This window comes from Amycolatopsis sp. lyj-84 (assembly GCF_046549075.1).
GTDB lineage: Bacteria > Actinomycetota > Actinomycetes > Mycobacteriales > Pseudonocardiaceae > Amycolatopsis.
Genome location: NZ_JAJPWO010000011.1, coordinates 345964 through 357206, shown reverse-complemented (window position 1 = coordinate 357206; position 11243 = coordinate 345964). Strand labels below are relative to the sequence as shown.

14 protein-coding genes are annotated in these 11243 nt (G+C 67.9%); 4 read left to right on the top strand and 10 right to left on the bottom strand.

The genetic code is table 11. The annotated features are described in order from the left end of the window. Positions 1-276: 276 nt before the first annotated feature. Both tyrS and ACLJRM_RS31205 read right to left on the bottom strand, forming a co-directional pair. Positions 277-1551, bottom strand: a complete 1275-nt coding sequence (gene tyrS, locus ACLJRM_RS31210) for a tyrosine--tRNA ligase (RefSeq protein ID WP_101608747.1) — start codon at positions 1549-1551, stop codon at positions 277-279. 32 nt (positions 1552-1583) lie between these two features. Then, positions 1584-2219 (bottom strand): DNA-3-methyladenine glycosylase, encoded by a 636-nt coding sequence (locus tag ACLJRM_RS31205; RefSeq protein ID WP_101613286.1) that lies wholly within the window; start codon positions 2217-2219, stop codon positions 1584-1586. 112 nt (positions 2220-2331) lie between these two features. On the opposite strand from ACLJRM_RS31205, the gene ACLJRM_RS31200 reads away from it, so the two are divergent. The 3 genes from ACLJRM_RS31200 to ACLJRM_RS31190 are packed head-to-tail and all read left to right on the top strand — an operon-like array spanning position 2332 to position 4210. Beyond that, positions 2332-2907: a hypothetical protein gene (locus ACLJRM_RS31200; protein ID WP_101608748.1), complete on the top strand. Its 576-nt coding sequence runs from the start codon at positions 2332-2334 to the stop codon at positions 2905-2907. Then, positions 2904-3575 carry a DUF4166 domain-containing protein gene (locus ACLJRM_RS31195; protein ID WP_410665081.1) on the top strand — a complete coding sequence of 224 codons (672 nt, stop codon included), beginning with the start codon at positions 2904-2906 and terminating at the stop codon, positions 3573-3575. Before ACLJRM_RS31200 ends, ACLJRM_RS31195 begins: the two co-directional genes overlap by 4 nt. Beyond that, positions 3575-4210, top strand: a complete 636-nt coding sequence (locus tag ACLJRM_RS31190) for a TetR/AcrR family transcriptional regulator (protein WP_101608750.1) — start codon at positions 3575-3577, stop codon at positions 4208-4210. The genes ACLJRM_RS31195 and ACLJRM_RS31190 overlap by 1 nt, the downstream gene beginning before the upstream one ends. Here ACLJRM_RS31190 and ACLJRM_RS31185 read toward each other — a convergent pair whose 3' ends face one another. Then, entirely contained in the window at positions 4211-5587 is a 1377-nt protein-coding gene (locus ACLJRM_RS31185; protein ID WP_410665080.1) for a serine hydrolase domain-containing protein, read from the bottom strand. It abuts the gene before it with no gap. Between the two features lie 33 nt (positions 5588-5620). Between ACLJRM_RS31185 and ACLJRM_RS31180 the strand changes: the two genes are divergently transcribed. Then, positions 5621-6313, top strand: coding sequence for a TetR/AcrR family transcriptional regulator (locus ACLJRM_RS31180; RefSeq protein WP_410665079.1), 693 nt, complete (start codon positions 5621-5623; stop codon positions 6311-6313). A 10-nt stretch (positions 6314-6323) separates the two neighbouring features. Here the strand turns inward: ACLJRM_RS31180 and ACLJRM_RS31175 are convergent, their stop codons facing one another. From ACLJRM_RS31175 to argF, 7 genes are all read right to left on the bottom strand, one after another. Continuing rightward, positions 6324-6737 (bottom strand): Imm1 family immunity protein, encoded by a 414-nt coding sequence (locus ACLJRM_RS31175; RefSeq protein ID WP_410599102.1) that lies wholly within the window; start codon positions 6735-6737, stop codon positions 6324-6326. Then, positions 6734-7555 carry a DddA-like double-stranded DNA deaminase toxin gene (locus ACLJRM_RS31170; RefSeq protein ID WP_410665078.1) on the bottom strand — a complete coding sequence of 274 codons (822 nt, stop codon included), beginning with the start codon at positions 7553-7555 and terminating at the stop codon, positions 6734-6736. Before ACLJRM_RS31170 ends, ACLJRM_RS31175 begins: the two co-directional genes overlap by 4 nt. A gap of 27 nt (positions 7556-7582) precedes the next feature. Next, positions 7583-7879, bottom strand: a complete 297-nt coding sequence (locus tag ACLJRM_RS31165; protein WP_410665077.1) for a hypothetical protein — start codon at positions 7877-7879, stop codon at positions 7583-7585. A 124-nt stretch (positions 7880-8003) separates the two neighbouring features. Next, positions 8004-9419: an argininosuccinate lyase gene (gene argH, locus ACLJRM_RS31160; protein ID WP_410665076.1), complete on the bottom strand. Its 1416-nt coding sequence runs from the start codon at positions 9417-9419 to the stop codon at positions 8004-8006. A gap of 27 nt (positions 9420-9446) precedes the next feature. Next, the gene (locus tag ACLJRM_RS31155) at positions 9447-9800 is read right to left on the bottom strand and encodes an argininosuccinate synthase (protein WP_410599105.1); all 354 of its coding nucleotides are present in this window, start codon (positions 9798-9800) and stop codon (positions 9447-9449) included. Then, complete coding sequence (locus ACLJRM_RS31150) at positions 9790-10311, bottom strand: arginine repressor (RefSeq protein ID WP_101608755.1); 522 nt, start codon at positions 10309-10311, stop codon at positions 9790-9792. The genes ACLJRM_RS31155 and ACLJRM_RS31150 overlap by 11 nt, the downstream gene beginning before the upstream one ends. Further along, positions 10308-11234, bottom strand: coding sequence for an ornithine carbamoyltransferase (argF, locus tag ACLJRM_RS31145; RefSeq protein ID WP_410665075.1), 927 nt, complete (start codon positions 11232-11234; stop codon positions 10308-10310). Before argF ends, ACLJRM_RS31150 begins: the two co-directional genes overlap by 4 nt. Positions 11235-11243: the final 9 nt, after the last annotated feature.

Genomic DNA, 11243 nt, shown 5'->3' with positions numbered 1-11243 from the left:
TACTGGCTTAGTTCACTAGCACACTGTTGAGTTCTCAAGCAACACACCCCGAATCGCACCGCAGTCACGCGGCCTTATCCGAAGCAGTTATTTCTAGCAGTTTTGGTGGGACACCCACTCAATCACCTTGGGGTGAGAGCTTGGTTCGTGTCCCGCGGCCACCCGGTTTCCCTGGCGACTTGGAGAACTTTACATGGCCTCCAGGGGCCCGAAACAGGGGGGTACCTTAACTGCGTTTCCGCAGGTCAAGGCCCCTGTTTCGGGCCAGGGCCGCGCTCAGCCCCCGACGCGGACGCCGGCGACGTTGCGCTTGCCCTTGCGGACCACGAGCCAGCGGCCGTGCAGAGCGTCGTCCGCGGACGGCTTCCACTCCTCGTCGGCGATCTTCGTGTTGTTGACGTACGCGCCGCCTTCCTTGACGGTGCGGCGCGCGGCGCCCTTGCTGTCGACGAGCCCGGCGGCGATCAACAGGTCGACGATCGTCGACTCGCCGTTCGGGTCCGCCTTGCCGTTCGGCACCTCGGCCATGGCGGCGTCGAGGGTGGACGAGTCGAGCTCACGCAGCTCTCCCCTGCCGAAGAGCGCCTGGCTCGCGGCGACGACCTGCCGGGTCGCTTCCTCGCCGTGCACCAGAGTGGTGAAGTCCTCCGCCAGCTTCCGCTGCGCGGACCGCAGGTGGGGGCGCTGTTCGGTGTCTTCGGCGAGCGCCGCGATCTCCTCCTGTCCGAGGAAGGAGAACATCTTCAGGTAGCGGATGACGTCGGCGTCGGCGACGTTCAGGAAGTACTGGAACCACGCGTACGGCGAGGTCATCTCCGGGTCGAGCCAGACGCTGCCGCCGCCGGTGGACTTCCCGAACTTGCGTCCCTCGGAGTCGGTGACCAGCGGCGCGGTCAGCGCGTGGGTGTGCCCGCCGTCGGTGCGGCGGATCAGGTCGACGCCGCCGACGAGGTTGCCCCACTGGTCCGAGCCGCCGATCTGCAGCTTGCAGCCGTACTCGCGGTACAGGTGCAGGTAGTCCTGCGACTGGAGCAGCAGGTAGCTGAACTCGGTGTAGGAGATGCCGTCGCCTTCGAGGCGTCGCTTCACCGTCTCCCGGTTCAGCATCATGTTGACCGGGAAGTGCTTGCCGACGTCGCGCAGGAACTCGACCACGCTCTGCTTCGCGGTCCAGTCCAGGTTGTTCTCGATGACCGCACCGGTCGGCGAGTCGTCGAAGTCGACGAACCGCTCCAGCTGGCCGCGGATCCGGTCGGCCCACTCGGAGACGGTGTCCACCGTGTTCAGGGTGCGCTCACCGGTGTCGCGCGGGTCGCCGATCATCCCGGTGGCGACGCCCGCCAGCACGATCGGCCGGTGCCCGGCGCGCTGGAAGCGCGAGAGCATCAGCAGCGGGACCAGGTTGCCGGCGTGGAGGCTGGGCGCGGTCGGGTCGAATCCGCAATAGAGCGTGAGGGGTCCTTGGTCGAGGTCTCGCCGCAGTGCGTCGGTGTCGGTGGATTGCGCGATCAGGCCGCGCCAGGTCAGCTCGTCAAGGATGTGCTCGCTCACGCCTGTAGATCCTCCCGCACCAGGTCAACCGACTATCGGCCGGGGGCCGCCGCCCGCCGCTTGCCGCCCCGGCGATAGGTGGAGACCGCGGGCGAGCCGTCGATCCAGAACCGCCACGGCGTGTCCATCGCCATCGCGACGCCGACGCGCGGCCCGGTGCGGATGTCCGCGTCGGGTGCGCGTTCGCCGGTGAACAGCCGGACGGGTGACGCGGGGTCTGTCAGGTCGACGCCGTTCTCGGCCTTGTCGATGCCGAGCACCGAGGTGAGGATGGCGGGCCCCTTGGCCAGTTCGCCGTTGCCCCGCGCCGACGGCCTGCGCGCCTTGGCGATGTCCGCGCCGGACACCACCTCCCCGGCCCGCAGCAGCACGGCGCCCGGCTGCCCGTCTTCGGTGCCGACGACGTTGGCGCAGAAGTGCATCCCGTAGACGAAGTACACGTACAGATACCCCGCCGGACCCCACATGACCGCGTTGCGCGGGGTCATGCCGCGGTAGCAGTGCGACGCGGGGTCGTCGAGTCCGCGATAGGCCTCGACCTCGACCAGGCGGACGGCGACCGTGCCGTCGGGACCGGTCGCTTCGATCACCGCGCCGAGCAGGAGCGTCGACAGCTCCACCGGATCCAGCGCCAGCTCTCGCCGGGTGAACTGCCTCCCGGTCACCAAGTTCCGCACTCCCCGACCTTAACCGGAGCCTCCGACGATTCGGTATTGAGCGTTCGCTCAAACATGGTCTACAGTGCTTTTGAGCGATCGCTCAACCTGGAGGGGAGGCTCGATGAGCCGGAGAGCGCTTTACGTCGAAACGGTGATCCGCACCGACCTCGGCACCCTGTGGCGGTACACGCAGGACCCTGACCTGCATGAACGGTGGGATCTCCGCTTCGCGCGCATCGAACCGTTGGCGGGCGTGCCGGGACGGTTCCGGTACGCGACGAAATTCCTGGGGTTCGTGATCAACGGGACCGGAACGCACGCCGGGGAGAGCGAACGGCCCGACGGCGGCCGGACGTCCGCGCTGCGGTTCGCCTCCTCGGATCCGCTGTCCCTCATAAAGTCCGGTTCGGGGTACTGGCGCTATACCCCGGCCGAGGACGGCGTCCGGTTCGTCACCGGCTTCGACTACATCACCCGGTGGGGTGTCTTCGGCAGGTTCGCCGATCTGCTGTTCCGGCCGATCTTCGGCTGGATGACGGCCTGGTCGTTCGACAGGCTCCGTCTCTGGCTCGAAACCGGCTGCCCGCCGGAGGACCTCCCCTTGCTTTCGCCCGCGGCGAGCCGCTGCCGCCGGAGTCCGCGAGCGGGCAAGGACGGCACCGCACCCCGCATTCTGGACACCCTGGAGCAGGCATGATCTTCCAAGAGGCCCTGGGCACCGAGTTCGCGTCGCTGCACCCGCGGATGCGCGAACGACTGTCGCTGAGCACGGCGAACGGCGTCGGGATGATCGGCGTCGGCGTGATGGACGAGATCTGGCGCGGCGCCGCGTTCGCCACGCCGTTCCTGCGGCTCGGCGCGTCGAGGCACATCCTCTTCCCGGAGCGCGGCCACAACGTCCCCTTCACCATCGAGAACTATCCGTACGTCGACTCGCTCGGCAGGGAGACGGTGTCGTTCGTCCGCACCTTCGAACTGCCGGAACGGCGACGGCGGTTCGACGCGCAGATGGTCTACAGCGCCGAGCGCGGGAAGATCGTCGACTACCTGGGCACGCATCAGCACATCGCGGTCGATCTCGACGTGACGGTGCGACCCGACGGCGGCTTCCACATCCGGTCGGAGGAATTCCGGCTGCGCGAAGGCCCGCTCCGCTGTGTGGTGCCGCGATCCGTCGTCGGGGTGGCCGAGGTCGACGAGTGGTTCGACGAGGAGAGCGACCTGTTCAGGATCGAGATCAAGGTGACGAACCGGCGGTTCGGCCCGCTGTTCGGCTACTGGGGCGCGTTCGAGGCACGGTTCGTCGACCTGCGGGCGGGGGTGAGCGGTGCGGTGAAGCCGTTGCGTGAGAAGGTCCTGGACTGATGAACGGGCCCAGCACGAAACAGCGGTTGATCGACGGCGCGCTGGAGACCATCCGCACCAGCGGAATCACCGCGGTTTCCGCCAGGACCGTCGCCACCGCGGCGGGCACCAATCAAGCGCTGATCTTCTACCACTTCGGCAGTGTCGAGGAGCTGCTCGCACAGGCCTGCGTGACAGCGACCGAAAGCCGCGTCGCCCATTTCCGTGACCGGTTCGCCGAAGTGCGCACGCTGGGCGAACTGCTGGAACTGGGCCGGACCATCCACACGGAGGAGCGCGCCGAGGGGAACATGGCGGTCCTCGCCCAGGCCCTCGCCGGCTCGCAGGGCGGCGGACGGCTGGCCGAGGCGACGCGAGAGGCGCTGGACAAATGGGTCCGCGAAGTCCAAGGAACCCTCGACCGCGTGCTGGCCGGTTCGCCGGTGCTCGAACTGGCGGAGACCGAAGGGCTCGCCCACGCGGTCTCCGCCGGCTTCCTCGGCTTGACGCTGTTCGAGTCGGTCGATCCGGAAGGCGCCGAAAAGGCGCTGGCCGCACTGGGCCAGCTGGCCGTCCTGGCCGACGTCCTTGAAGGACTCGGCCCGGTGGCCACCCGCGCGGTGCGCGCGAAACTCCGGAAGACCGCAAAGAAGTAGCTACGCGATCTTCGGCGCGACTCGCATGCTGGTGTAGCAGTGTTCGGTGCCGTCAGGGAGTTTCGAGAACAGCACCGGCATCCAGTCGTCGCCGAACATCGGGTTCATCCCGGCGAAGACGTTTTCCGACACCGGCACCAGATCCGCTTCGATCGACGGGGCGATTCCCTCGAGCGCGTCGGCGAATTCGTAGACGAAGTGCAGCGTCCCTTCCGTTTCGGTGACGGTGATGATGACGCCTTCGCGGCGATAGATGCCCGCGAAAGGTGCGACGTCCACCGAAGGCGGTGATGGCGGCGGAGCGAACTCGGCGGGCACCTGGACTCCGGCGAGTTCGCCGAGCAGTTCCCGTGACAGGTCGTTGTACAGCCGATCGGTCGTGCCGTGGTTGGTGAGCAGCGCGAAGGCGAGCCCGGCTTCCGGAACCACCCGCAGATAGGAGCGCTGCCCGATCGACGAACCGTTGTGCCCGAAACCGGGAACGCCGTTCCAGTCGTAGGTCGACAGGCCCAGGCCCCAGCCGTCGGAACCGAGCGTCCATTTGTCGGGTACTTCGACCTCGCGACGTCGCATCGCGGTCACCGTCTCTTCGGCGAGCACGCGAGTCCTGTCGGCCGAGGTGCCGTCCAGCAGCATCCGCGCGAAGCGGACCACGTCGCCGGCCGTGGCGAGCACTCGGCCGTACGGTCCGGCGTTGCGTGGCAGGAGATCCCAGGCGGCCGTCGGTTCCGGGTCCTGCCCGAGATGCCCCATCGCCACCCGGAACCGCAAGGCCTCTTCGGGCAGGGTCATCGTCTCGGTGAGCCCGAGCGGCGCGATGAGCCGCTCTCGCAAGGCGTCGTCCCAGGTCAGTCCGGTGAGCACCTCGGCGATCCGGCCGAGCACGGCGTATCCGACGCTGCTGTAGGACGCGGCCGTGCCCGGCGGGCAGTCGAGCGCCACTCCCCTGGCTGCTTCGACGTACTTGGCCAGACAGTCGTCGCCGCGCCCGGTGTCCTCCATGAAGTCGCAGGTGAGCCCACCGGTGTGGCTGAGCAACTGCCGGGCGGTGATGGTCCTGGTCGCCTCCGGATCGACCGTCGCGAACTCAGGGAGCGCCTCGATCACCGGTGCGTCGAGGTCCAGCCGCCCCTCCTCGGCCAGCCCCAGTACCAACGCGGCCGTGTAGACCTTCGCGATCGAGCCGAGCTGGAAGACAGAGTCGGTGGTCGTCTCCACTCCGGTCCCCCGGTGCAGGATCCCGCTCGCGAGTTCGTGGATCTCGCCGCCGGTCAGCACCGCGAGGGATGCGCCGGGAACACGGTGTTCGGCGCGCAGATCGTCGAGGCGGGACCGCCAGTGGGCGTGGTCGAAGACTGTCCTTACACTGTTAGGCATACTGAACACTGTACGGACAAGGAAGGAGCGCGGATGTCGATCTGGATCCGTCCCCCGAAACGCAAGCGCGAGCAGCCGCTGCTGAGCAGGGAAAAGATCGTTTCCGCTGCCATCGAACTGCTCGACACCGAGGGCATCGACGCGCTGAGCATGCGGAAGCTCGGGCTGCGGCTCGACGTGGCCGCCGCGTCGATGTACACGCATGTGGCAGGCAAGGACGAGCTGGTCGAACTGGTCGTCGACGAAATTTACGGCGAAGTCGCGCTCCCGGATCCGGGTCCGTGGCGGGAGGCGGCGACGCGGTTCGCGCACGACCTGCGTGCGGTGTTCCTCCGCCATCCGTGGATCGGCTCGCTGCTCGGCGAGGCGGGGGTGGCCTATCTGGGGCCGAACGTCCTGCGGCTGTCAGAAGCGGCGTTGGCGCTGTTCGAGGAGGCCGGTTTCTCGCTGGACGACGCCGATCTGGCGTTCAACACGCTCATGGCGTTCGTCGTCGGGCGAGCCACCAGCGAGGCCGCGTGGCTGACGACGCTCAAGCGCAGCGGACAGAGTGAGCAGGAGTGGAAAGATCGCTTGTGGCCCGCTGCCGAGCAGGCGGTACGGGATCACCCGCGGCTCAAGAAGCTGTACGCGGCCCAGCGGGATCGGAAACCGGGCGAGACCAACGACTCCGACTTCGAGCGTGGCCTCGACCGCGTCCTCGACGGTTTGGCGGCCAACGCGTGAAGGCCAAGTGCTACAGCGGGCCATCCTGCTCGGTCCAGTTCACGCCGGACGGCCGTTGCCCGCCGGAGGTCAGGAAGTCATGGGCGGCCTGCCGGGCGATGCCCACGGGAATCTCCGCGTCGTCCGGGTACTCCCGAGGGTTGTTCATGAAGTAGTAGAGAACCTCTCCGCCGGGCGGCAGCGGGAACGTTTCGCCCTTCGAGTGAGCCCCGTTCGGTGCGTCGTCGCCCACATACCGGAGGCTCGCCCGTTCGCCGTGCAAGCCGACCTCAAGCCATGATTTTTCCGGGTCGCCGTCCGTGTACAACTCGGCGAGCGTCGGCCCGCTCATGGCCGCCACAGCGTCTAGAACACGGTCAAGATCGGCCGCAGTGGTGACCGTTGTCGCTCCGGATGCATTGCCGTCGTACCAAGCTTCGATCATGGCTTCTTTCTCTGTCCTAGGTAGGTCGTCCCGATCGGGGTTCCGTCCGGCGTGGTCCCGTACACGGTGAGCGCGCTTCCTTGGGGAAGGATCTTAGGAACCAAGGTTTCACAGCCGAACGGGCCTTTGCACACTTCGTTGTTGACGGCGACGGTTGCGCTGATGATGCCTTTGTTCTGCATGTGAACGGCTAGCTTGACCTCGACGTCGGCAGTCGTGGAAGGTATCCGCCGGGCGCCCTGGTCCTTGAAGAACTGAACGGCTGCGGCTTCCAGGTCGTCACGGCCGCTCACGATGTGCCCGACGTCCCCTTCGCCTGAGTCCGTGACCCACTGCCCGTGTGTCTTCTGCCCCTCCCGACGGTCGACACGCGGCGGAAGATCTCGCTTCAGGTCGTCCACACGGTCTTGTGAAATCGGGTCGGACTTCGTCGGCGTGGTTGTGGTGTGCACACCAGGCCTGCCGCGGGCTCCATCTTCCCACTTCGGCCCTGTGACCTCACTGTTTGCAGGTGTTGCCGATGCGCCGATCTTGCCGAGATAAGCCGAGATGGTCGCCTTCACGGTCCTGAAGTGACTGACCGCCTGCTCTGCGGACTGGCGTAGCTCGTCGTACAGGCCAGGCAAGGCCCCTATCTCAGGGTTAGCGGTGCCGTAGACGGCCGGCTCCAGATGCTCGGCAGATTCTCCGAAGCCCCCGGCGGCCCGCTGCGTTGCCTGCTCTGCCTTTTCAAGGGATGTGACGGCGGCCCGCAGCGCTGCGGCGACTTCTTCGATTTCGCTCAGGTCGCACCCCTGTCTTCCCGTATCGCGGATCATGACACGGGGTATGACAGAGAGGGCGAATCAGCCGAGGACCGGGGCTAACCGCTGTAGCAGCCAACCGGCGACCCAGCGAGATTCGCTGTCCTTCGGGTCCGTGTCGAGCGCCCGCGCCACCACTTCGGCGTTCTCTCTGCCCGGCAGGAAACCCAACATGGAAACCGCATTAGCCCGCAGGGTCGATGTCTTGCCCTCGATCGCTCGAGTCCGGAAGTGGCCGATGGCGTTTTCGAACAAGTGGGGGCAGATCGCCGCATCGATAGAGTTGGACGTCGGCCCTTGGGCGAACACGTCAGGCTCTCCAGCCTCGACGGCCGCCAAGACGCGTTCACGCTCCTCCGCTGTTGCGTACCCGCTCGTACCGCCGAAGGCCGATAGCCGTCGTTAGTGCAGGTCAGACGACTACCGGCCTCCGGAGCTACAGAAAGGGCCTTCACGCGACAGGTCAGCTCAGCCAGGCGCGGTGTTCGGTGACCCGCGCGACCAGCCGGTCCCGCTGCTCGGCGACCCGCTCCGGAGCGGTACCGCCACGGGCGTTGCGCGAGCTCACCGAGCCCTCGACGGTCAGTACCTCGCGCACGGCGGGTGTCAGCGCCGGGTTGATCTTCTCGAACTCTTCGTCGGTCAGTTCGTCGAGGCCGACACCGCGGCCCTCGGCGACGCGGACGCTCTCCCCCGCCGCTTCGTGCGCGACACGGAACGGAACCCCTTGGCGCACCAGCCATTCGGCGATGTCCGTGGCGAGGGTGAACCCGGCGGGCGCGAGTTCGGCGAGCCTGTCGGTGTGGAAGGTCAGCGTCTCGAGCATGCCAGCGATCGCCGGGAACAGCAGCTCCAGCTGTTCGACGGAGTCGAAGACCGGCTCCTTGTCCTCCTGCAGGTCCCGGTTGTACGCGAGCGGCTGTGCCTTGAGCGTCGCGAGCAGGCCGGTCAGGTTGCCGATGAGCCGTCCGGCCTTGCCGCGGGTCAGCTCGGCGACGTCGGGGTTCTTCTTCTGCGGCATGATCGAACTGCCGGTCGCCCAGGCGTCGTCGAGGGTGACGTAGCCGAATTCGGCGGTGTTCCAGATGATCACCTCTTCGGCGATCCTGGACAGGTTCACCGCGAGCATCGCGACGTCGAAGGCGAACTCGGCGACGAAGTCCCGCGAGGCGGTGCCGTCGATGGAGTTGTCGACGCTGGTGTCGAAGCCGAGTTCCGCGGCGACGGCCTCGGGGTCGAGGCCGAGTGAGGAACCCGCGAGCGCGCCGGAACCGTAGGGCGACTCGGCGGTGCGAGCGTCCCAGTCACGCAACCGGGTGACGTCACGCAGCAGCGACTGGCCGTGGGCGAGCAGGTGGTGTGCCAGCAGGACCGGCTGGGCGTGCTGCAGGTGGGTGCGGCCCGGGAGGATCGCGTCCGGGTGCCGCTTCGCCTGCGAAACCAGCGCGTCGACGACGCCGAGGGTGCCCGCGACCACGCGGCGGGCCGCGTCCCGCAGCCACATCCGGAACAGCGTCGCGACCTGGTCGTTGCGTGACCGGCCCGCCCGCAGCTTGCCGCCGAGTTCGGTGCCCGCGCGCTCCAGCAGGCCGCGTTCGAGCGCGGTGTGGACGTCCTCGTCGGCGACCGTCGGGGTGAACGCGCCCGAGGCGACGTCCTGCGCGAGCGTGTCCAGTGCGGCGAGCATGCCCGTCAGCTCGTCGTCGGTGAGGAGCCCGGCCTTCCGCAGCACCCGCGCGTGGGCCCTCGACCCGGCGATGTCGTACGGCGCCAGGCGCCAGTCGAAATGGGTCGACGCGCTCAGCGCCGCCATCGCCTCCGCCGGCCCGCTGGCGAACCGGCCGCCCCACAGCTGCACCGGCTGCTCATTCCCGCTCACGACACTCCTCGAATTCCTTGGTTCTCTTCAGGCGACTGACTGGTCGAACGTAGTGCCTGTGGTGAAGTCGTACAGCGCGCGCTCGTCGCGCGCCGAGTTCACGACCGCGTTCCCCCGGTGCAGGATCAGGCGGACTTCGCCGGACACCCGCCCGAGACTGACTTTTTCCAATTCTTCCCGCGCGGTGACCAGCGCGACCGCGGCGGGACCCTCGTAGATCTCGCGCCCGGCGAGCCCGAGGGCGCCGACACGGCGGTTCACCTGCTGGAAGGCCTCCAGCAGGGTGACCGTCTCCCCGTCGATGGCGACGGGCACACCTTCGTCGAAGGTGACGACAAGCCTCTCCGGGTCATCCGGGAAGGCGAACGCGTCAGGCGCCACCTTCGGTCTCCTCACCGCCGTCCACTATGGACGACCGCCGGGCCAGCGCCATGAAACGCTCGGCCAGATCCTTGCCGGACAAAGGTTCTCTCGCGATCACGGCGACCGTGTCGTCACCGGCGATCGAACCGACGACCTCCTCCAGCGCCGCCCTGTCGATGGCGCTGGCGAGGAACTGCGCCGCACCCGGCGGGGTCCGCAGCACCGTCAGGTTCCCCGACGAGTCCGCCGAAACGAGCAGTTCGGCGAGCAGCCGCGAAAGCCGGGACGTGCCGCCCTGCACCCCGCGGACCGGACTGCCGTCCTCCGGGATGACGTAGACCGGCGCTCCGGAGTCCGCGCCCCGCAGCTTGACAGCGCCCAGTTCGTCGAGATCCCGCGAAAGCGTCGCCTGGGTGACGTCGATGCCCTCCGCCGCCAGGAGCTTCGCGAGCTCCGTCTGACTGCGGATGGCCATCGTGGACACGAGTTCGGTGATCCGGGCCTGCCGGGTGACCCTGCTGCCGGTCATCGTCGCTTCTTGCCCAGGAGCCACACCAGCAGCGCCTTCTGCGCGTGGAGCCGGTTCTCGGCCTCGTCCCAGACCGCGCTGGCCGGGCCGTCGATGACCTCGTCGGTGATCTCCCAGCCGCGGTGCGCGGGCAGGCAGTGCAGCACGATCGCCTCGTCCGCGGCGCGGCGCATCAGCGCGGCGTTGACCTGCAGCTCGCGGAAGGGGCCGACCCGGTCGAGGCCGTCGTTCTCCTGGCCCATCGAGGTCCAGGTGTCGGTGACGACGACGTCCGCGCCTTCGACCGCGGCGTACGGGTCGGTGAAGACCGTCGTGCTGCCGCCGGTTTCGCCCGAACGGTGCTTGGCGTCGAGCATGACCTGCTGATCCGGCTGGAAGCCCTCCGGTGAGACGACGCGGACGTGCATCCCGGCCGTCGTCCCGCCCAGCAGCAGCGAATGCGCCATGTTGTTGGCGCCGTCGCCGAGGTAGACCAGGGTGAGCCCGGCGAGCTTGCCCTTGCGCTCACGGATGGTCATCAGGTCGGTGAGCACCTGGCACGGGTGGAACTCGTCGGTGAGCGCGTTGATCACCGGGATGCTCGCCGCCGACGCCATCGCGTCGATGCGCTTCTGGGCGAAGGTCCGCCAGACGATCGCGTCCAGGTACCGCGAAAGCACCCGCGAGGTGTCCTCGATGGTCTCTTCGCGGCCGAGCTGCATCGAGCGCCCGTCGACGATCACCGGATGCCCGCCGAGCTGGGAGATGCCCACCTCGAACGAGAACCGGGTCCGGGTGGAGTTCTTCTCGAAGATCGCCGCGACGGACTTGCCCTCCAACGCGCGGGAGCTCAGCGGCTCGGCCTTCAACTGGTCGGCGAGGTCCAGGATCTCGGCCTGTTCGGCAGGGCTGAGATCGTCGTCGCGGAGAAAGTTGCGGAGCATGGGTTCGTC